The sequence below is a fragment of the Campylobacter sp. 2018MI10 genome (genome assembly GCF_018501175.1).
Taxonomy (GTDB): domain Bacteria; phylum Campylobacterota; class Campylobacteria; order Campylobacterales; family Campylobacteraceae; genus Campylobacter_E.
On the sequence record NZ_JAHCZD010000011.1, the window covers coordinates 39,617 to 59,609 of the forward strand.

Genomic DNA, 19,993 nt, shown 5'->3' on the forward strand with positions numbered 1-19,993 from the left:
CTAACTTCTTCTTTCAATCAAAAATAAAGCTTTATCACTTGAGCTTACAAATTTTGATGGGTCTTTTTTAAATTCTTGATAACTTTCATCAGAATTAAAATAATAGCTAATACCATTATAAATATAGGTTTTCTTAGCTTTTGTGTTTAGAAATTTTTCTTTATTTACTGGGTCTTGAACTTGCATTTCAACTACTTTACTAAAATAGTTTTCCCCACCTAATACATCTTTTACTTTTACAATTATCTTATCATTGATAACTTCAAATTTTAAAGGAATTGGATTACAACCACCTTCTTTACCTACGCTAGGTAAAAATATCCTAACATTACAAGCTACACATAATAATTCATTATTTTTCATAACATAGCCATTATCCCCACAAATACTACAAGCATCAAATACTACTACAGGAGTTTGCTTACCTGCGTGGCGATTAATTATAAAAAATCTAATTTCCTTACCAGAACTAGAAATATAAGCATAGCGATATAATTTACCATCTTGAATATCTTTAGCATCAAATTCAAAATAATCTTTATTTTTAGGAGTAATGATTTTTGGCTCATCAACTTGAATAGGTTTAGAATCTACTAAATCATAAAATAACATAACTAAAGCAGCACTAATACTTAATATAAAATGAATAGTAAAATGAGAATTTATACTAAAAGTTTTTGCGATATTTTTTCTATATTCTATGTCAAAATCACAAGCTTTTTCTCTATATTTTGGTCTATTTTTTAAGCAAGTGCCAACATAAACAATACCTAAAATCAAGCAAATATAATAATAAAACTCGGCATAATATCTACTCTTAGTAATATAACTAAGCAAAATAGAGCTATCACTAACTCCAATTCTAATTAGATAATACATAATCTCAGCAAAAGCAGTATTTAAAAACATAATTGCAAAAATTACATAAATACAAATTCTTGATTTTGAAAATGAATTTGAATTAGCAAAAAGAAAATTAATATAAAAAATAATACAAATAAAAATAGCTAATAAAATAAAGCCAAAATTTAAAATCCCTTGAGTATCTAATAAGCTTGATGAAAATATAGGATAAGCAACTGATAATAAAAAGTATTTTAAAGAAGCTGCTAAAGATATAAAAAAGCTTAATATATAAGCAAATAAAGAATTATTTTTAAAAATTACTAATTTAATTAGGCTAAAAAATAAAGTAACTAATAAAATTATATTAGCTGTTAATACCCCTATTCTATCTACTTTTTCATAGTGGAATATATAAAATAAAATATATCCAAAAATAAAACCAACTAAAGTAAAAATAATATTTAATTTTAATGATGAATTTTTAGCATAAAAAGCTGTAAAAAAACTAACTAAAAAGCACTCTAAAAATATATGCACAAAATATATACTCATTATTGTCCTTATTTTTGTATATTTTTTATAGAAAGCCTAAGCTTTCTATATTTTAAGTTTTATTTATCAGGTGTTCCTGTGTATTTGAATTTGTATTTAACATTAAATGTATCAAACCACTCGCCAACACCTGTTTCTTTATCTACGTGGCGACCAAAACCTTGTTTTTCAGGATTATCAATTACAAATTCTAATTCATAATTACCAATTCCTGTATCCATTTTAATATTTGCACCATAGTGAGGACCATCATCAGCTACCATTGGCATAAGTTTTCCAACTTTTGTTTTACCATTATCAAGGTTAGTTAATTTATAGCCAATTGTAAGATATGGCATCCAAAAACCTTCAGGAAAACCATTTGGATTTTCTTTAAGAGCGTGAATGTCAGCTTCTAAGTGAATATCAGCTAAAGACGCTGCTAAATCAATACCTCTTGGCTCCATTTCAATTGGTTGAAGATACACAGCTGCTATTTCCATTCCGTGTAATTTATAGCTTTCTGCACCATCAATTGTAGGAATTTCAACTTCTCCTGCAAACACTGAAGACGCTAAAAAAGCACCTGCTACTAAACTAAGCAATGATTTTTTCATTGTTTCTCCTTTGATTTGATTTGCATATAAACAACTCCTCCTATTAATAGGACGAGGATTATTGCCTGTAAAATTAAGCTCTCATAATAAGGATATAATCCTAACCAAGTAATGCTTTCAAATTGCATTGGTATGAGATGTGGAGTTAAGACCTTGCCCTCAACAAGTTCCATAATCCCTTTGCCTGTAAAAGCAAAACACATATAAAAAATAATAATTGAGGTTATTAAGAAAAATTGTTTTATAGGAATTCTAATTGCACCAGCTTTAAGTAAGAAATATAAAACTACTAATATAACAATACCAAGAGCTAAACCACCTAAAACAGCACTAAGTCCAGCACTAGAACCAGAATCAATCAATAATGCTTGATAAAACAATATTGTTTCAGCACCTTCTCTAAATACTGCTAAAAACACGGTCCACCATAATGTTTTAGCACTGCCATTTGTAATAGCTAATCTTGCTTGCTCTTTTAAATTACTTGCATATTTTTTATTTCTTGCATTACTAAGTAGCCAAAAGCCAACATAAAATAATAAAACAACAGCAATTAGCATTGTTACACCTTCTATTAGCTCTCTACTTTGTCCTGAATTTTTAATAAAATATGAAACTATAAAAGCAGTGATAAACGATAAAACAACACCACTACCAAGTGCTGAATAAGCTATATTTAATCTGTCTTTATTACCGCTTTGAATAATATATGAAATTATTGCAACTACTATTATTAAAGCTTCTAAACCTTCTCTTAAAATAATAGTAAGTGATGATATAAATAAAAACCAAACACTTGTATCATTGATTTTATCTAACTGACTTTCAATTAATTTATTTAACTCATCAAAATTAGCAATTAACTCATCTTTAGAAGCCTTACTTTTAATTAGTGCTGTTCCTTTAGTAAATTTTGCTTCTATTTCAAGCTTTATATTTGAATTAACAGCACCAATTTTACTCTCCATTCCTTTTGCTTCAAAAATATCTAAATATATATTTTGAAGAGCATCAATACTTGCTTTTTCTCCCATTGTTTCATAGTCTTGAACTATTTTATTTAAAGCTATTTTAATATCAGTTGCAACTTGAGTATAATCTACATTCTTAGTCTCATCAACATATCCAACTAATTTTAATTTATCTAAATTACTAGCATCTATTTTAGTCATTACATCAAATATAGAATCTAATATCTCTTCACTTCTAGCTCTCATATCGCTTTCAGTTACTTTTCCTTCGCGAATATCACTGCCAAAACTTCTTAACTTGCTTCTCATATTAAGATTTTTTGTTGCATTTATTAGAATTTCAATATTTGTATTTATATATATTTCTTCTCTTGCAACGCCAATTGTATCAGCTGCTTTTGTAAATTCTCCTTGCTTATTGTATTGAATAGCTTCGTCAAATTTCTCACTTAATAAATCATATACATATTGTAATTTTGGATCAATCGCAGCTGCTGCTTGAAGGTCTTCTAAACTATCATAAACTTCTTTTTGCATAGTTGGTTTTGTGATTTCTCCACTTGCTTCTTTGCTAAGATGGGCTAATTCTGCTGCTTTTTGTTCTTCACATTTAGTTTTTGCACTATTTTCATCTGCTCCAAACATCATCTCACCTTCAATGCAAGTTTTTAATAAATTCTCTCTTGCATTCATTTCAGCTTTTGCTTTATCATAATTTGGATCAGACGCTACTGCAACTATTTTAAAGCCATTTTGTATAACTGGCGTTACTTCTTCTAAATCAAATATCAAACCATCTATTAAAGCTTCAATTTTGCCTATATTTTCTCCACGCCCATAATAACCACGAAGATTGGTAAATTTTCTCTCCATCAAATAGCCTTTTCTACCAATATTTCTTCCAATAGGACCTTCCATATTTTCAAAATGTTGAAAATAAGCTTCACTTGCAAGTTGTCTTGCAGTTTTTGCATCACCTTTTTTATAGGCTTCTAAACCTTTATTTAGCTTTTCTATAATTAAATCTTTTTCCTTGAAATAATCAACATCATCTCTAGCTATTAAAGATATACAAATAGCAAAAATAAGCAAAAATATTTTTTTCACAAAATAACCTTTATAATAATTTTACTCATTATTGTATGAGTTATAAATAAATAAAATCTAAATGATACTTATTATTTTTTTCATTATTATCAATTAGAATTAATGTTGATAAAAATAATTTATTCTTATTAACCATTTTTAATAATTCGCTCCTACAATTTCGCGACTTTTTTAAAAGGAGATAAAAATGAAAAAAGTATGTTTGTCATTAGTTGCCTTTATAGGCCTTAATTTATGTGCTGCTGAAATTCCTGCAGTTGATGTTTTAGATTGCAAAAGTGCTGAATGTATCAATGGCGCAAAAGCTGAAAAAATATTAGAAAAAAGTGAGCAAAAGGTAGTAGAAGAAGTAAAAGCTAAAGAAGAAGTGGTAAAACAAGTTAGCGATAAAGTAGAAGAAAAAAAAGAAGTAGTTAAAGAAGAAGTAAAACAAACAAAAGAAGAAATTAAAAAGGCAAAAAAAGAAGCTAAGAAAAATAAAAAAAGTAAAGAAGCTAAAAAATCAAAACACAACAAAAAAGAAAAAGTAGAAAACAAAAAATAATTTATACTTACGATTTAGCTAATGCTAAATCGTAAAATATTTAATTAAAAAATCCCAAAATATATGATTTTAAATTCTCAAAACCACTTATAAAAATTACAATAATTACAATAGGAATAAAATATTTTATATAATAAAACCAAGCTTTATAAAGTGGATTTTTAAGTTCATAATTATTGCTAATTTCTCTTAAAGCTTCATCTTTACCTAAAACAAAAGCAACATAAATTACACAAAGTAAAGCTGTAATTACAAATAAAATATTTCCACTAATAAAATCAAATGTATCAAAAATATTTCTTCCATAAATTAAAACATTATCAAGCACTCCATAACTTAATAAAGCAGGAATATTTCCTAATATAAAAATTCCACCTAAAACTAAATTAATCGCTGTATTTTTTGAGATTTTAAATTTTTCTTCTAATACAGAAATAATTACTTGATAAATAGGCAAACTCGTAGTAAGTGCAGCTGTTAATAATAAAACAAAAAACACTATAGCAAAGAAATCCCCAAAATGCATATGAGAAAACACTATTGGTAAGGTTTTAAATACTAATGATGGACCAGCATCAGGACTTAATCCAAAAGAAAATAAAGAAGGAAATATCATAAATCCTGCTAAAACCGCTACAAGAGTATTTACAATACCTGTAATAATTGCTGTTTTTAATAAATCCTCGCCTTTATCAAGGTAACTTGATAATGTAATCATAACCCCAAATCCAAGCGATAAAGCAAAAAATACTTGTCCTATAACATATAAAAATATATTAGGTGTAATCTTGCTAAAATCAGGATATAAATAAAACTTAATCCCTTCAATTGCCCCATCTAAAGTAACATTTCTAATAACCATAGCAATAAGACATAAAAACAAAAGCGGCATTAGATACTTAACAGAACGCTCAATTCCATCAATAACTCCACGCCTTAAAATAATCCAATTAATAAATACAAAAATAAATGTATAAATTCCTATCATTAAAGGGTCATTTTCTATATTTTTTTGATAATGTAAGCTAGTTTGCTCTGCTGTAATTACTGAAGTTAAATCAAGCCCGCCTAAATTAAACATAGACATAATAATATTTACAATATAACTAATTACCCAAGCACCTAAAACCATATAATAAGCCATAATCGCATAGCTTCCAAATAGCCCTAAATACCCAACAAATTGCCATTTTTTACTAAAACAATCAACGCTATTTTTATGCATTCTTCTGCCTATTATATTTTCTACTAAGATAATAGGAACACCGACTAAAAACATAGCTATTATAAATAATAAAACATAAGCACCACCACCATTTTCTCCTACCATATAAGGAAATCTCCAAGTAGCTCCAAATCCAATAGTAGCACCTGCAACGGTCAAAATATATGTAAGTCTATTACTCCAAGTAAGTCGTTTCATAATGTATCCTTTTTTGAAAAAGGATACATTTTATACAAAAAATAATGATAATTTCAAGTTTTTTTTAAATAAATTTTACAAATAAAAATCCTAAAGCAACGCTTAAAGCAATCATTAAAACGCCTGGAATAAAGAAAGAATGGTTAAATACATACTTTCCTATCCTAGTAGTTTTTGTATCATCCATTCCAACCGCACCAAGTAATGTTGGGTAAGTTGGTAACACAAAGAGTGCTGAAACTGCTGCAAAAGAAGCGATGATTATTTTTGCGTTTTCTGGGTTTTCATTTAATGCAAGTGCAACAATTACTGATGGAACTATTGCTTTAGCAGTTGCTGCTTGAGAATATAAAAGCATACTAGCAAAGAAAAAGGCAAAAGCTAATAAGAATTGATATTGTTCTACTAAGCCTTTAGCAAATTCTTTTATTTCATTACTATGAGCGCTTACATAAGTATCTCCTAGCCACGCAACACCTAAAACACAAACGCAAGCATTCATACCGCTTTTAAATACACTTGTTTCAATGATTTTTGAAGTATTGATTTTAGTGCTTAATACAATAAAAGTAGCAATGCTAAGCATTACGCACATAATAGCACTATCTCTTGGAATAATTATCTCATCAGCTTTTAAGCCTGAAATATAAGTCGCATAACAAACAACAGCTAAAACGCCAATAACAAAAATCGCAACGCTAGTCTTAGCACCTTTTATAATCTCTTTTTGAGTGCTTTGTTTTTTTGCTATTTCACCTTTTTTAAGTAATTCTTGATAATACTCATCAGAACTTAAATCAAGATTTGAAAACTTAGTTACTAAAAACGCACTAAGCATACAAGCTAAATAAGTGCTACCTATCCAAATGCTTAATAATGTTAAATAAGAATACCCAAAAGGCTCAAGCACACCGCTAAGATAAACAACAGCTGCACTAACAGGACTTGCAGTAATTGCTATTTGACTTGATACAACTGCAAGGCTAAGTGGAGCTTTTGGCTTAATATTTTGCTCTTTTGCAACCTCAACAATTACTGGTATCATAGAAAACGCAGTATGCCCTGTCCCTGCTAAAATAGTTAAAAAATAAGTAATACTAGGAGCTAAATAATTGATTTTTTTAGGATTTTTCCTAAGTATTTTTTCAGCAATATGCACCAAATAATCAAGTCCACCTGCTAATTGCATAGCCGAAATTGCTGCAATTACTGACATAATGATTAAAATTACCGAAGTTGGAATTTCGCCTGGTTTTATACCACACAAAATACCTAATAAAATAACTCCAATCCCACCAGTATAGCCAATGGCAATTCCACCAAGTCTAACACCTAAAAATATAGCCGCTAAAACTATGGCTAAATCCAAAAATCCAACAACATTTGCAAAAAGCAAAAAGCAAATCGCTACAACAATCCAAACATATTTGTTTTTCATTTTAACTCCTTTAAAATGCCAATTTTACACATAATTATTTTAATGTTTTATAAAAATTAAAAGATTTAAATTTTAAAGAATAATTAAAAAGAAAAATTAGGAATTTAAAATCAAATTCCTAATATAATTTAAAATAATTGCTTATGTTTTATAGCATTAGCCAATAAGCCAATAGTTGTGCCATTATGAGCAAATGCAGTAGCTGCTGGACTTAATAAACCAAGTGTTGCAGCACCTAATATGAATGAATTAACCCATACCGTTGTGCTAAAGTTTTTATCAATTTTTTTCATAGTTTCATTAGCTATAACTTTTGCTTCTAAAATACAAGCAAAATCATCTCTTAGTAATCCAATATCAGCACTAGCTTTTGCTAAATCAGCACCTTTTTGCATAGAAATTCCAACATCAGCCTGAACTAACGACGGAGCGTCGTTTATACCATCGCCTATAAAGGCTACTTTTTTGCCTTGAGCTTTTAAACTAGCTAAAATATTTGCTTTATCTTGTGGTAAAAGCTCTGCATAAACCTTATCAATTCCAAGTTCTTTTGCAACTTCTAAAGCCCTACTTTCAATATCGCCTGTTAGCATTACTAATTCTTTTACGCCGTTTTGCTTAAGCTTTGCTAAGACTTCTTTAGCATTGCTTCTAATTTCATCTTTCATAGCAATTACGCCTAATAATTCTTTAGATTTTGCTACATATAAAAGAGTTAAGCCTTTATCTAAAAGCTCTTTAATATTTGCATTAGCCCTAGAAAAATCAACACCTTCATCATCTTCTAAAAAATGCCTTGAGCCAATTATTACTTCTTCATTATCAATGCTAGTTTTAACACCGTGTGCTACTATAAACTCCACTTCTCCGTGATTAATATGAGAAAATCCACGCTCTTTAGCAGCCTTTACTATAGCTTCTGCAACAGGGTGAAAATAATGCTCTTCAGCACTTGCACTAAGATTTAGTAAGGTTTTTTCATCATATTTTGGACTAAATACATGAACGCTTTCAACTTTTAAATCCCCATAAGTTAATGTGCCTGTTTTATCAAATACAAAAGTATCAACCGAGCTTAAATTCTCTAAAGCAGTGCTACCTTTAAGCAATATCTGTCTTCTTCCTGCATAAGAAATAGCACTTTTAAATGCCACAGGAGTTGCTAGTTTTAAAGCACAAGAATAATCAGCCTGAAGCACACTAGCCATCGCTGCACTTCCTTTATATAAATATGCAAGTCCAGCAAGTCCTAAAGTAACAGGCACTAAACTATCTGCTAATTTATAAGCTTTTTGCCCTATTTTTGATTTTTCTTCTAAGCAATCTTTCATATAATGTAAAATCTTAGCCGTTGATGTATTTTCTCCAACACTTTCAGCCCATATTTTAATACGACCTTCAACCACAACGGTTCCACTTAAAACCCTATCTCCACGACTTTTAGTAACTGCTTGGGCTTCTCCTGTCATAGAAACTTGATTAATACTAGCAATCCCATCAACAATATAACCATCAACCGCTATATTATCTCCTTGAGATACCACTACAATATCCCCTACTACCAAATCTTTCGCACTTTTTTTAACAAGCTCTTGATTAACTTCTACCCAAGCGTGAGTTATTTGTGGTTTTGCTAGTTCTTTTATCAAATCATCACTTTTTGCCACTACGCTTTCTTCAATATATTCGCCAATATTTAGCATTAAATTAGTGCTATTTGCTGCTTTATAATCTTTTCTATATAAAGAAACTCCTACCGCTGCTGCTTCTAATACTTTTGAAGTTAAACCATTTTCAATAAGTTCTAAAGTTCCTTCTTTTAATAAAGGCAATGCAGTTGCACTAGAAACAAAACCATCATAAATAGGGCTTGTTTTATAGCTATTTGCTAAAGCTAAAATAGATGAATAAATCATAGCCTTACTTGGAGTTTCTTTTGCTTTTTTTAATTGCTTAATTTCATAAGTGCTAAAAAAATCTAATATTTTTTGAGCTAAATTATTATCAATTTCTTTTGAACTTGTAAAAACTAAGCTTTTTGAAGCATTATTAACACTTACAAAAACACCAGAAAAATTAAGATTAAACTCACTTACTAATAAATGATTATCGCTTAGATTATTAAGCGTATTTAGCCTAATTCTAAGACGATTTTTAGAGTGATGAATAACCTTACAATTATTCTTGCATTGAAGCTTTTGCATCTTCTACTTGCTCTTTAAATTCTTCAATAGCAGCACTAGCAAAACTTTGAATTTTTGCAACACCTTTTGCTAAAGTATCTTTTGCATCTTTATTGCTTAATAAATAAGTAACCGCAGCACCAATTAAAATTCCTTTTACTAAAGGAGAGCCAAAAAGCCCTGTTCCTTGAGTTGTTAGCGAACTTAAAAAGCCCGTATTTTGATTGTTGTTTGCAGTATTATTTAAATTATTGTTTGAAACATTATTTAAATATGGATTATAAGAATAATTTTGATTATTATATCCTTGATTAACATTGTAATTTTGATTGTTGTTTAAATATGGATTATTATTATTTGTCATTTTATTTTCTCCTAAAAATTGATTAATTAAAATTCCACTAATTCCAGAAACTATTGCGTTTTTATAATCTTTCCTAGCTATATCATTGCTTGTTTTAATTGCAAAATAGCTAGTAACTCCTACCTTTAAACTTGCTTTTAAATCTTGAGTTGTAAAAAAATTATTAAGACTAGAGCTTAATAAATGATCACTCGGAACTCTATTTGATGTAAGCATAATTTTTACTTCTTAGAGCTTTTTTTAGCTACTTCTTTCTCGCATTTGCAACAAGGTTTAAGTTTTGAGATTTTTAAAATTGCATTTTCTGTCATTTTTCCTGCACTTTTTGCAAAATCTTGAGAATTAAACTCACTTATACTTTTTTTAATACTATCTTTTTTATTATAAATTGTTACTGCAGCTACGCCTAATGCTGCACCTAATATGAATGGAATTGGCATGATAATCTTCCTTTATTTTAAAATATCTTTTAAAAAATTACTAACTAAAGAATCTACATTAAATTCATTAGTCGCAAGGCTTTTTCTTAAAGCCACCTGATACTCATTAACCGAACTAGCCCAAAGTCTAAAAATAAGGTCTTTTAGCTTTTCATCTTTGCAAACATTAGCCGCTATTTTATAAGCTTGAACGATTTCAAATTCTTTTGCTAAAAGTAGCAAATAAGCATCATTTAAACTGCACTCAACTAATAAAGCATTATTATCACTAATTAATAATTGATTTAATTGCTTTTTTGCATTTAAAATATCTTTTAAAATACCATCATTAAAGCAATTAGCATAATACTCATATAGTTTTATGCTAGTTAAATCTAGCTCAAAAGCTCTTCTTATATCGCTGTTTTCTAGTTCTTGCAAAAACTCTTGGTTTTCAAATCTTAGCTCAAGCAATGTTAAGCTCCTTTAAAGCTAGGTTAATCTCATCAATGTTTTTTGCATTGATTAAATTATCAAGGCTTTGTTTTGATATGATTTTATCATCATATAAAATAGTAACCTTGCCTAAGATTTTATTAACTTTAACTTCATTAATCCCTTTTAGATTAAAAACTTCATCAATGTTGTAGCTTTCTAAGTCTTTTAATTCTCTTATCTTGCTAGATATATCAAGTCTTAATCTACCACTTGTGTGATGAGTGATTGTAATGTATTCTAAAACTTCACTTAAAACCTTAGCTTTATCCATTAAAAATCCTTTCGTTTTCAAAAATGATTGTAGTCCCTAAAACTTAAAATAAAATAAAATATATAAGATAATGATAATCAAAAAGTGGCAAAAACTCAATATTTATGCTATTTTGCTAATCTTTTCTATATTAAATTACTAAGGAATTTTATGAAAAAATTATTTTTTATCTCATTTTTTACAACATTTTTGCTATCAAATAATCTAATAAATGGTAAAGTTGATATTAGCATTCAAAATCCAATAATTAGTAAAAGTGAAATCACTTACACAAAATATCCGATAAATAATAAAACCTTATTAATTTTAGCTCCAAATTATCGCTCTAGTGGTAAAACTTTAAATATTACTTTAGACAATCAAGAATATAGCCTTAAAGTGCTTGAAGGAGAATATAAAAAAGAGCAAATTAAACTTGCAAAGCCATCAATTATTAAGCCAAACAAAAAGCTTCAAGAAAGAATTGCTAAAGAATACGATGAAGCAGTGAAAATCTATGCAAAAAGCACCGAAAAAGTATATATTAATAAGCCTTTCATAATCCCTTTAGATAGCGTTATTACAAGCCCTTTTGGAAGTGCTAGGGTGTTTGAAAACACTCTTAAGAGTTATCATTCAGGCACTGATTTTAGAGCAGCAATTGGAGTTAGCATTCCAGCTAGTAATGATGGAGTAGTAGTTATTGCAAAAGATAGATATTATTCAGGTGGTAGCGTTGTGATTGACCATGGATACGGAATTTATTCGCAATATTATCATTTAAGCAAGATTAATGTAAAAGTGGGTGATTTTGTAAAACAATCAGATATTATAGGACTTAGTGGAGATACTGGCAGGGTTAGTGGGCCTCATCTTCATTTTGGAATTGCTATAAAAGGCGTTAGTGTTGATCCACTTGATTTTGTAAATAAATTCAACGCAAAGGCTTTTAATTGATTTTTAGTAAATATTTTGATACTTGGAGTAAAGAGTATTATAAAAAAGGTGTAAAAGTTGGTAAAGATGGGGATTTTTATACAGCTGTTAGTGTTGGAGAGCTTTTTGGCTTTTTGTGTGCTAAAAGATTTATTTTTTTAGTTGATGAAAAGATTTTAAAACTACCTATTGATATAGTAGAAATCGGTGCAAATGAAGGGTATTTATTAAAAGATTTTTTAACATATTTAAAAGATAAACGCCCTGAAATTTATAAGCAAATTAATGTGAAAATCATAGAGCCACACGACAATCTAAGGGCTTTACAAAAAAAGAATTTGAATGTGGAATTTAAACATTATTATTTTGATGATTTTAGTAGTGATAATGCCTTTTTTATCGCAAATGAATTATTTGACGCTTTTGCTTGTGAGCTTTATGATAATCATAAATTTGGCTTCGTTGAAAATGGCAAAATAATCTTTAAAGAGCATAAAAATAGTTATGAATATTTACAAGATAAACTTGAAAAACGCTTGGAATTTTCTCCTATGATATATGATTTTTTAAGTGCTTTAGATAAGAAGTGTAAAGAATTTTATTTTTTAACATTTGATTATTTTTCTACATATTTAAATGATGAGTTTAGTTTAAGAATATTTAAAAATCATCAATTAATTGACCCATTTAACGCTAATTTAGAAGAATTATTTGCAAATTGTGATATTACTTGGAATGTAAATTATGATGAATTGTGCTTTTATTTTGATAAACTTAATCTAAAACATAGCTTTAAAAAACAATCAAGAGCTTTGATGGAATTTGGAGTAGATGAATTTAGCGATATTAAATACGCAAATGCCATTAAATATCTATTTTTTGGCTTTAGCGATAATTTTCATTGTTTAGAATTTAATAAAAACATTAAAGGAGATTAAAATGGATAAAACAAGTAAAGAATTAATAAAAGTTGATGCAAATACTATCAACGAATTAGAAAACGAGCTTTCAAGTTTGCTTAAAACTAGAAATCAAGAGTTAAAAGAACAAATTAAAAAATTAAGCGAAGAGCAAAATAAATTTGAGTATCAATTAAATGATAAATTAAAGAAAATTGAAAAAGCTAAAAGCGAGATAAAACCTAAGTCTAACGCAGCATTAATTACTTTATTAAGTATATTAATAATACTTGTAGTAATTGATGTAGGGATTAGAATTTTTGCTAATTAATCTAGGAAATTCCTAGATTAAATATAATAATCCTTGCAGTCTTTAAAATCGCAAAAAAGCACCGCATCAACGCCTATTAAAGCGGCTTTTTCAATATCGCTAGTATCTTTTATAAAAGATAAAATCTTACTATCAAATAAATATTTTTCTGCTAAAAATACGCTGTCTTTTAAGATTTTAGCATTTGGGATAATGTATTCACAAAGTGCTGCATTTGATTGCAAAACTTCACTTAAAGTATCGCAAAATATAGCTCTTTTAATATTTGGCTTTGATAATATTTCTTCGCTAAATTTTACACAACTTACATTATTTACACTAAGTCCTAATTCAAATTCTAAAGCTGTAAATTGATTTTTTATATAATCTAATCCATAAATTAACATTATTTATCCTTAAGTGCATTTTCTAAAAACAATATTTCATTTATATAATTTTTTTGCAAATATTCTAAATTAATTGAGATTTGCTCTAATTCTTCTAAATTATAATCATTTAATTTTGCTAATAATTCATCGTAATCTAAGGCGAATTCAAAGCCTTTTGCAAAATTAATTTTAGTATTATTATAAATTAGTTCTAAGTCTTTTAAAATTGATATTTGATTTGATATTTTCTCTAGCATATTAATTAAAATTCTTTTTTATTTCATCTAATTCATCTTGGGTATATCCAGCCATAATTCTAGCGTTTTCATTCATATTTTTAATAGGTCTTATTAGGTGTTTGTATTCTAAGAGTAAATCACAAAAATTCTCATTTGTCCCACCTGCGTTTTTATACCATCTATCGCCTTTATTTACATGGCTTATTTCATCGTGCAAGATGATTTTCAAAACTTCTAATAATTTTGATTTTATTTGGTGTTTTGTGCTGCTTATTTTTTTAACCACAAAAGGATTAGCATCAAGCCCACAAGCTTCTAAATGCCTATGCACGACCCCCATTCTAACCTTAAAACTAGAATTAGTAGCTCTCATAGCGTCAAATAAATTAGTATGCACCCCAAAATCTCCGTATTTATATCCAAGCTCATTTAAAGCGTCGTTTAATAGACTAAAGTGTAAGCATTCTTCTTTAGCTATTTCTAAAAAATCACTCGCAAACAAAAGCCCACCGGTATGATAAAATCTATAAGCAGCATCTAATGCAAGGTCAATTGCTGAATATTCAATATGAGCTATTTGGTGCAAGGTCTTTGCTAAAGCATTATCAGAACTTAGTTCTTTTGGTCTTTTAATCCTTGTTGGGTGAATAATCTCAAGGCTTTTTGCATAACTTGGCTCTTCTAAAACTAAAGGCTCGTATTCATTATAAGCTAGGTTATTGCTTAAAAAATCATCGTAAAAATCATCAAATTTAGCTAATTTTTTAGCATAATCACTCTCGCTTAAAACATCAAATAAAGTATGCGAATAATCTTTCATATTAGTCCTTAAAGCTTATAAATGAGATTTTTTATTTTATAAAATCTTTGATAAAAACATAGTTTTACCAAAGATTATTAAAAAGAATTTAAATAAATACTATTTAAATTCTTTTATTGTCTATAAATCTTGATTTTATTTTACGAAATTAATAAATCAATATTTTAACTAAGTCTAATTTAGCTAGATTTTGCGATGGAATTTTTCATATATCTAATAGATTTTAATTTCACATTTGTGTAAATAAAGTGAAATTATTTTTTAAGGAGATAGCCATGAAAAAGGGCTTTACAATGATTGAGTTGATTTTCGTAATCGTAATTTTAGGAATTTTAGCAGCAGTTGCAATTCCAAAACTAAATGCTACAAGAGATGACGCTGAGATAGCAAAACTAAGCACAAATATCTCAACAATTATGGGTGATTTCGCATCTTATTATACCTCTAAGGGCAAATTAGAAGCTCAAGCAGATATTAAGAGAATGACAAACGTTGCTTTAGAAACTGACAACAAAACTTTAAATGTTAAAGGTAAAGGTTGTTTAACATTTACAATAGATACTAAAACACCTTCAAAATTAACAGTTGCTGCAGTAGCTAGTTCAGATACAGTATGCCAAAATGCATTAAAACTTAGTTCAGTTCAAAGTATTTTAACTAGTACTGATGCAACAACAGGTGCAACCAAAACAATTAAAGCTCCAAATGATTCTGTAGATTTTGACTTCGCTGCAAGTGGTGTAAGCTGGTAATATAAACTTAACTAAATAATTTTTAGTTGCCTAGTTAGGTTTATCCTAACTAGGCTTTTTTAAATTTGAAAGGATAAAGATGAAAAAAGCTTTTACAATGATAGAATTAATCTTCGTAATAGTTATTCTAGGTATCTTAGCAGCAGTCGCGATACCTAAACTAAATGCTACGAGAGATGACGCTGAATTAGCTAAAGCAAATACAAATCTTACAACTTTAATTGGAGATATAACGAGCTATTATACCTCTAAAGGAACACTACCTACTAGTAATAATCCACAAGATTTAACAGGTGTTGCTTTATATCATAATAAAAGTTGTGAACCTGCAAGAGCTGGTGGTGCTGCTTGGATGAAAGTAAATAATACTTGTGAATGCTTATTACTAAAATTTGGGACTAATAGTAATGGCGAAGCCTTTTATTCTTTTTCAGCAAAAAAAGGTGCTGGCGATAAAGACCCTACTTGTCAAAAATTTATAGATAATATAAGTAATTCAGGTATATTTGGTAATGGTTATACAAATCATGATTTTAAAACACCAAAAAGCACTTTAGATACTTCGGATATATACTTTAGACTAGGTGGAAGTGGAGTATTATGGTAAAACAAGCCTTCACTATGATAGAGCTTATATTTGTTATTGTAATATTAGGAGCTTTAGCAGCAGTTGCAATTCCTAAACTAAATGCTACAAGAGATGATGCTGAAATAGTAAAATCATCTCAAAACCTTGCTATTTTAATTAGTGATTTAGGCTCTTATTATACAACCCAAACAAATTTTAGCAGTAATTTAAAGGATATGACTTCTCAAAGTCTAAAAGATGATAAGTATTTTACTATTAAAAATACTGATTGTTTAGAAGTTACTACTGATGATTATTTTATAGTGGTAAAAAAACTAAAAACTAGAAGTGAATTATGCAATAAATTATTAGGCTTAGAATCTTTAAAACAAATTCTAACAGGAAGAATTTCAAAAACAAATAATAATTTTACAGATATTTCAAAAAGTGATATTATTTACATTCCTGTTGGTGGAAGTAATGTGGTGTATTAAGAATTTAAATTAGGAATTTAAAATGAATTTCTTATTTTAAATTCCTACAATTTATTATTTATTCTTATTTAATTTTTACAATCAAGCTATAATGAAATCCGCAAAATAGTCTTAAATTTCGTTATGTTGTTTAATTCTAATATTAACTAAATTACTTTTTGATATACTACACTACGAAAAAGCATTGATTTTGATATTAAAAATTACAATAATAGGAGTAAAAATGGGCGAAAACGATATAATTGCAACCAAACAACAAGTAAGAAAAGCTGGAGATAATATAAGAATAGGTATTGCCACTGAAAACGACTATGAGATAGTGTCTTTTTGGAGAAGTGTTCACGCTCAAATAATGTCAAGCTTTGCAACATCAATTAATAGAAAACTAAAAACAAATAAAATTACCCCTATAGTAGTAGCAAGAAGATTAAAAAGGCTAAATTCTGTTGAATACAAGTTAAAAAGATTTCCAGATATGAAGCTTGATAGAATGCAAGATATTGCAGGACTTAGGATAGTATTTACCAATCTTGACAATACTAAAACTTTTCAGCAAATTATGGAACAAACCTATCTTAAAGGTATAAAAAAATTTAAACTTTTACGAACTAGTGATTATATCAATAAACCAAAAGATGATGGATACCGCTCAATCCATCAGATTTATGAATATCAAGATACGACAAAAAGAGCCTTAGAATTGCAACTTAGAACACAATTGCAGCATTTTTGGGCTACAGCAGTGGAAGTTTTAGGAATAACTAGTAAATCAAAAATCAAGCAAGGTGAAGGGGAAGAACAATATAAAGAATTTTTTAGATTATCAAGTGCTTTGTTTTGTATGATAGAACAAACAAAAATTCACGAAAATTATAATAAATTTACACAACAAGAAATATGCCAAAAGATTTTAGAACTAGATAAAAAATACAACATATTAGCAATGCTTTCTGGACTTTTAGTATCTAGCAAAAACATTGAAGAATTTCAAAAAAAGATACATTATTATTTTGTAATAGACCTTGATATGAATACAAGGCGTTTAAGGATTACTGGATATAAAAAATCAGATTTTGAAAAAGCTAAAGAATATTATGATTTTTTAGAACAAAAATCAAAAAATGCAAACAATACTGATGTAGTGCTTGTATCATCAGACAAAATTAAAACCCTAAGGAAAGCCTATCCTAACTATTATTTAGATAGTAGAGAATTTGTAGAAGTTATCAAAGCAGCTATCAAAGAAAACATTAAATCTTAAATTATAATTTAGATAAAAACTAATTGAAAAATGGAATTTAAAACTATATATTTATTTTAAATTCCTAAATTAAATTCTTAATATAGTTAAAACGAGTATTTAGCTTCTAATCTAGTTTTATAAGTTTTAATATTTTTCATATAGGTCTTAGTAATCGCATAATCATAAAATGCGCTAAATTTTAATTGCTTAGAATATTTATAAACAATTTTTGGCATTAATTCTGTTTGCTTATATTTAGCTAAATCAAGCTTTACCCCGCCATTAATTATGCTAAATAAAAAATTAAAATTATCATATTTATAAGATATATTTGAATACAAATATTCTCTTTTACCTATTCCACCATAAAATCCATCTATTATCGTTTTTCCCGAATGCAAAAGCAATCCTTTATCATGCCAAGTTACAAAACTTGCTTTATCCTTTTTGCCATAATTTATATAGCCTAACTCAAAATCAAAATTCTTAAATCCGACTAGAATTTCAACGCCATAAAATACAGAATTACTTGCATTTAGAGAAGTTTTGTAATTTTGCTTTAATGATATGCTAGTTAGTTGAGAATTAAAAGAATAATGATAACTCTTCTTATCTCCTAAATAACTTTTCAAATCCACTCCATAAAAAATAGCAAAATCATTAAGATAATCAGCACCTAAAGTAAGATTTATTAAATCATTATGATAATTAATATTTAGCCCATAAAGGTTTTGATTATAGATTTGTGATTTTAAATTCTTTGGCAGATTTGTGGCTTTCAGTGGTATTTTATAAGATATTTGATTTATTGCTTTTTCGTTTATCAAACTACTTTCACTCAAATCAAAATTATCTACAAAATAAGCATTTATATTTGTATTATCTAAAGAATGATTATCAATTAAAAACGAAGTAACCAAAACCCCATCATTAAACATACTAGGCACTTTTAATCTACCAAAACTAAAGCTTGTATTAAAATTAGTATAAGTTAAATTCGCTTCTTTTAAATGAAAATTATCATTAGTATTAATATAAGCATTATTTGAATAACTAAAAGATTTTGTATCATATCTAAACACCGCATTAGCCTTGTAATTATCAGCTAAATTTAGGCTTAATTTATAATCTAATCTAATTTTGTGTGCTGGTTGAGTTAAAGCAATATCCTTAACTCTAGTAGTATCATAGCGATACCTTAAAAACCCATCTAAATCTACATTTTTTATTGATTGTTCTAAACTAAGTGCATTAGCACAAACAGCAACTAAACTTAAAGAAATTGTTGTTTTAATATTCATTTTTATCCTTTTTTATGAGAATGATAAATATTATTAAAACAAACTTATATTTAAATTAATTATCATAATAAATATTAAATAATATGATAATTTAAATTCTTTAAGAATTATTTTTTATATATCAAATTAAGTTTTAAATTCTCATAATAAAATGAATAATAAATATTATTCTTTTTAATAATTTCATAAGTTTATTAGTTTAAAATATTAAATATAAAAATTAATTTTATTTTAAGGAGTTATATGAAAAAGTTATTTTTAAGTTGTCTTATATCATCTTTTGCATTAGCAAATAGTATGTACTTAAATAAAGATGTTGAAATTAAACTTGATGGTAAAATAATAGGAACTGCTAGTTTATTAGCACCTGTAAAAGTCATTTCAAGCAATAACGATACTAGCAAAGTTGAGCTAATTGGATATGTTAATGATAATTATCAAGAAGAAATAGTTAAAAGTTTTTCTCAAATTGAAAATTATATGAGTTTTCACGATAACAATGACAATCCAACATACAAAGGTGACGCTAATCCATACATTAAAATGCTTGAAGTGTTGCAAGATGAATATGGAGAAAATTGGCATAAAGTAAGCATAACTTTTGATGTAAATTCAAATGATTTAGTAGCTAGCAAAGATGAAATCTTTAAAAATGCAAAAAGTTTTTACGAGCAAACTTGCTCGCCTTGTCATTTGTTGCACGATACCAAAGAATATTCGGTAAATCAATGGCCTTCAAATCTTGAAAGTATGATAAGTTCTGGTTATGTGGAGCTAAGCAAGGATGAAAAAAGCTTAATTATTAAATATTTACAAAATCACGCAAAAGACATTAAATAAAGGAGAAGAAT

23 protein-coding genes are annotated in these 19,993 nt (G+C 27.8%); 9 read left to right on the forward strand and 14 right to left on the reverse strand.

Annotated features, from left to right (window positions below; translation table 11 throughout):
* From KJR01_RS06210 to KJR01_RS06220, 3 genes are read right to left on the reverse strand one after another with little or no spacing between them, the layout of a single operon-like run.
* Positions 1 to 1,398 (reverse strand): Fe-S-containing protein, encoded by a 1,398-nt coding sequence (locus KJR01_RS06210; RefSeq protein ID WP_214117804.1) that lies wholly within the window; start codon positions 1,396 to 1,398, stop codon positions 1 to 3.
* 59 nt (positions 1,399 to 1,457) lie between these two features.
* Positions 1,458 to 1,994 carry an iron transporter gene (locus KJR01_RS06215; RefSeq protein WP_214117805.1) on the reverse strand — a complete coding sequence of 179 codons (537 nt, stop codon included), beginning with the start codon at positions 1,992 to 1,994 and terminating at the stop codon, positions 1,458 to 1,460.
* Positions 1,991 to 4,072: an FTR1 family iron permease gene (locus KJR01_RS06220; RefSeq protein ID WP_214117806.1), complete on the reverse strand. Its 2,082-nt coding sequence runs from the start codon at positions 4,070 to 4,072 to the stop codon at positions 1,991 to 1,993. Before KJR01_RS06220 ends, KJR01_RS06215 begins: the two co-directional genes overlap by 4 nt.
* Positions 4,073 to 4,259: 187 nt before the next feature.
* Here KJR01_RS06220 and KJR01_RS06225 point away from each other — a divergent pair, with 187 nt between their 5' ends.
* Complete coding sequence (locus tag KJR01_RS06225; protein WP_214117807.1) at positions 4,260 to 4,616, forward strand: hypothetical protein; 357 nt, start codon at positions 4,260 to 4,262, stop codon at positions 4,614 to 4,616.
* A gap of 40 nt (positions 4,617 to 4,656) precedes the next feature.
* On the opposite strand, the gene KJR01_RS06230 is transcribed toward KJR01_RS06225, so the two are convergent.
* The 7 genes from KJR01_RS06230 to KJR01_RS06260 form a co-directional block, all read right to left on the reverse strand.
* Positions 4,657 to 6,039, reverse strand: coding sequence for a sodium-dependent transporter (locus KJR01_RS06230; protein ID WP_214117808.1), 1,383 nt, complete (start codon positions 6,037 to 6,039; stop codon positions 4,657 to 4,659).
* Positions 6,040 to 6,103: 64 nt separating this feature from the next.
* Positions 6,104 to 7,477 (reverse strand): anaerobic C4-dicarboxylate transporter, encoded by a 1,374-nt coding sequence (locus tag KJR01_RS06235; protein ID WP_214117809.1) that lies wholly within the window; start codon positions 7,475 to 7,477, stop codon positions 6,104 to 6,106.
* Positions 7,478 to 7,605: 128 nt separating this feature from the next.
* Positions 7,606 to 9,681 (reverse strand): heavy metal translocating P-type ATPase, encoded by a 2,076-nt coding sequence (locus KJR01_RS06240; protein WP_214117810.1) that lies wholly within the window; start codon positions 9,679 to 9,681, stop codon positions 7,606 to 7,608.
* On the reverse strand, positions 9,656 to 10,240 hold the full coding sequence (locus KJR01_RS06245) for a YtxH domain-containing protein (RefSeq protein ID WP_214117811.1): 585 nt from the start codon (positions 10,238 to 10,240) through the stop codon (positions 9,656 to 9,658). Before KJR01_RS06245 ends, KJR01_RS06240 begins: the two co-directional genes overlap by 26 nt.
* A 5-nt stretch (positions 10,241 to 10,245) precedes the next feature.
* Positions 10,246 to 10,464 carry a hypothetical protein gene (locus tag KJR01_RS06250; protein ID WP_214117812.1) on the reverse strand — a complete coding sequence of 73 codons (219 nt, stop codon included), beginning with the start codon at positions 10,462 to 10,464 and terminating at the stop codon, positions 10,246 to 10,248.
* Positions 10,465 to 10,476: 12 nt separating this feature from the next.
* Positions 10,477 to 10,917 carry a hypothetical protein gene (locus KJR01_RS06255; protein ID WP_214117813.1) on the reverse strand — a complete coding sequence of 147 codons (441 nt, stop codon included), beginning with the start codon at positions 10,915 to 10,917 and terminating at the stop codon, positions 10,477 to 10,479.
* Entirely contained in the window at positions 10,910 to 11,212 is a 303-nt protein-coding gene (locus KJR01_RS06260) for an HMA2 domain-containing protein (RefSeq protein ID WP_214117814.1), read from the reverse strand. Before KJR01_RS06260 ends, KJR01_RS06255 begins: the two co-directional genes overlap by 8 nt.
* A 150-nt stretch (positions 11,213 to 11,362) precedes the next feature.
* On the opposite strand from KJR01_RS06260, the gene pgp3 reads away from it, so the two are divergent.
* The 3 genes from pgp3 to KJR01_RS06275 are packed head-to-tail and all read left to right on the forward strand — an operon-like array spanning position 11,363 to position 13,357.
* A complete protein-coding gene (pgp3, locus tag KJR01_RS06265; RefSeq protein ID WP_214117815.1) occupies positions 11,363 to 12,148 on the forward strand; it encodes a peptidoglycan metallopeptidase Pgp3 in 786 nt (261 codons plus the stop codon).
* A complete protein-coding gene (locus KJR01_RS06270) occupies positions 12,145 to 13,065 on the forward strand; it encodes an SAM-dependent methyltransferase (protein ID WP_214117816.1) in 921 nt (306 codons plus the stop codon). Before pgp3 ends, KJR01_RS06270 begins: the two co-directional genes overlap by 4 nt.
* A gap of 1 nt (position 13,066) precedes the next feature.
* Entirely contained in the window at positions 13,067 to 13,357 is a 291-nt protein-coding gene (locus KJR01_RS06275; RefSeq protein WP_214117817.1) for a hypothetical protein, read from the forward strand.
* A gap of 17 nt (positions 13,358 to 13,374) precedes the next feature.
* Here KJR01_RS06275 and KJR01_RS06280 read toward each other — a convergent pair whose 3' ends face one another.
* From KJR01_RS06280 to KJR01_RS06290, 3 genes are read right to left on the reverse strand one after another with little or no spacing between them, the layout of a single operon-like run.
* The gene (locus KJR01_RS06280; RefSeq protein WP_214117818.1) at positions 13,375 to 13,743 is read right to left on the reverse strand and encodes a hypothetical protein; all 369 of its coding nucleotides are present in this window, start codon (positions 13,741 to 13,743) and stop codon (positions 13,375 to 13,377) included.
* Complete coding sequence (locus KJR01_RS06285; protein ID WP_214117819.1) at positions 13,743 to 13,982, reverse strand: hypothetical protein; 240 nt, start codon at positions 13,980 to 13,982, stop codon at positions 13,743 to 13,745. Before KJR01_RS06285 ends, KJR01_RS06280 begins: the two co-directional genes overlap by 1 nt.
* Position 13,983: 1 nt before the next feature.
* A complete protein-coding gene (locus tag KJR01_RS06290; protein ID WP_214117820.1) occupies positions 13,984 to 14,784 on the reverse strand; it encodes a ferritin-like domain-containing protein in 801 nt (266 codons plus the stop codon).
* A gap of 275 nt (positions 14,785 to 15,059) precedes the next feature.
* On the opposite strand from KJR01_RS06290, the gene KJR01_RS06295 reads away from it, so the two are divergent.
* The 4 genes from KJR01_RS06295 (at position 15,060) to KJR01_RS06310 (ending at position 17,859) form a co-directional block, all read left to right on the forward strand.
* Complete coding sequence (locus tag KJR01_RS06295) at positions 15,060 to 15,536, forward strand: type II secretion system protein (RefSeq protein ID WP_214117821.1); 477 nt, start codon at positions 15,060 to 15,062, stop codon at positions 15,534 to 15,536.
* A 79-nt stretch (positions 15,537 to 15,615) separates the two neighbouring features.
* Complete coding sequence (locus tag KJR01_RS10235; protein ID WP_250325155.1) at positions 15,616 to 16,143, forward strand: type II secretion system protein; 528 nt, start codon at positions 15,616 to 15,618, stop codon at positions 16,141 to 16,143.
* Positions 16,144 to 16,157: 14 nt separating this feature from the next.
* Positions 16,158 to 16,598: a type II secretion system GspH family protein gene (locus KJR01_RS06305; protein ID WP_250325156.1), complete on the forward strand. Its 441-nt coding sequence runs from the start codon at positions 16,158 to 16,160 to the stop codon at positions 16,596 to 16,598.
* A 223-nt stretch (positions 16,599 to 16,821) separates the two neighbouring features.
* On the forward strand, positions 16,822 to 17,859 hold the full coding sequence (locus KJR01_RS06310) for a RelA/SpoT-related domain-containing protein (RefSeq protein ID WP_214117823.1): 1,038 nt from the start codon (positions 16,822 to 16,824) through the stop codon (positions 17,857 to 17,859).
* 86 nt (positions 17,860 to 17,945) lie between these two features.
* Here KJR01_RS06310 and KJR01_RS06315 read toward each other — a convergent pair whose 3' ends face one another.
* Positions 17,946 to 19,142: a major outer membrane protein gene (locus KJR01_RS06315; RefSeq protein ID WP_214117824.1), complete on the reverse strand. Its 1,197-nt coding sequence runs from the start codon at positions 19,140 to 19,142 to the stop codon at positions 17,946 to 17,948.
* 243 nt (positions 19,143 to 19,385) lie between these two features.
* On the opposite strand from KJR01_RS06315, the gene KJR01_RS06320 reads away from it, so the two are divergent.
* Entirely contained in the window at positions 19,386 to 19,982 is a 597-nt protein-coding gene (locus KJR01_RS06320; protein ID WP_214117825.1) for a hypothetical protein, read from the forward strand.
* The last annotated feature ends 11 nt before the right edge of the window (positions 19,983 to 19,993 follow it).

Bases quoted from the DNA above. Each gene is read 5' to 3' on its own strand.
- KJR01_RS06210 (WP_214117804.1), bottom strand. From the start codon at position 1,398: ATGAGTATATATTTTGTGCATATATTTTTAGAGTGCTTTTTAGTTAGT.
- KJR01_RS06215 (WP_214117805.1), bottom strand. From the start codon at position 1,994: ATGAAAAAATCATTGCTTAGTTTAGTAGCAGGTGCTTTTTTAGCGTCT.
- KJR01_RS06225 (WP_214117807.1), top strand. From the start codon at position 4,260: ATGAAAAAAGTATGTTTGTCATTAGTTGCCTTTATAGGCCTTAATTTA.
- KJR01_RS06230 (WP_214117808.1), bottom strand. From the start codon at position 6,039: ATGAAACGACTTACTTGGAGTAATAGACTTACATATATTTTGACCGTT.
- KJR01_RS06235 (WP_214117809.1), bottom strand. From the start codon at position 7,477: ATGAAAAACAAATATGTTTGGATTGTTGTAGCGATTTGCTTTTTGCTT.
- KJR01_RS06240 (WP_214117810.1), bottom strand. From the start codon at position 9,681: ATGCAAAAGCTTCAATGCAAGAATAATTGTAAGGTTATTCATCACTCT.
- KJR01_RS06245 (WP_214117811.1), bottom strand. From the start codon at position 10,240: ATGCTTACATCAAATAGAGTTCCGAGTGATCATTTATTAAGCTCTAGT.
- KJR01_RS06250 (WP_214117812.1), bottom strand. From the start codon at position 10,464: ATGCCAATTCCATTCATATTAGGTGCAGCATTAGGCGTAGCTGCAGTA.
- KJR01_RS06260 (WP_214117814.1), bottom strand. From the start codon at position 11,212: ATGGATAAAGCTAAGGTTTTAAGTGAAGTTTTAGAATACATTACAATC.
- pgp3 (WP_214117815.1), top strand. From the start codon at position 11,363: ATGAAAAAATTATTTTTTATCTCATTTTTTACAACATTTTTGCTATCA.
- KJR01_RS06275 (WP_214117817.1), top strand. From the start codon at position 13,067: ATGGATAAAACAAGTAAAGAATTAATAAAAGTTGATGCAAATACTATC.
- KJR01_RS06280 (WP_214117818.1), bottom strand. From the start codon at position 13,743: ATGTTAATTTATGGATTAGATTATATAAAAAATCAATTTACAGCTTTA.
- KJR01_RS06285 (WP_214117819.1), bottom strand. From the start codon at position 13,982: ATGCTAGAGAAAATATCAAATCAAATATCAATTTTAAAAGACTTAGAA.
- KJR01_RS06290 (WP_214117820.1), bottom strand. From the start codon at position 14,784: ATGAAAGATTATTCGCATACTTTATTTGATGTTTTAAGCGAGAGTGAT.
- KJR01_RS06295 (WP_214117821.1), top strand. From the start codon at position 15,060: ATGAAAAAGGGCTTTACAATGATTGAGTTGATTTTCGTAATCGTAATT.
- KJR01_RS10235 (WP_250325155.1), top strand. From the start codon at position 15,616: ATGAAAAAAGCTTTTACAATGATAGAATTAATCTTCGTAATAGTTATT.
- KJR01_RS06305 (WP_250325156.1), top strand. From the start codon at position 16,158: ATGATAGAGCTTATATTTGTTATTGTAATATTAGGAGCTTTAGCAGCA.
- KJR01_RS06310 (WP_214117823.1), top strand. From the start codon at position 16,822: ATGGGCGAAAACGATATAATTGCAACCAAACAACAAGTAAGAAAAGCT.
- KJR01_RS06315 (WP_214117824.1), bottom strand. From the start codon at position 19,142: ATGAATATTAAAACAACAATTTCTTTAAGTTTAGTTGCTGTTTGTGCT.
- KJR01_RS06320 (WP_214117825.1), top strand. From the start codon at position 19,386: ATGAAAAAGTTATTTTTAAGTTGTCTTATATCATCTTTTGCATTAGCA.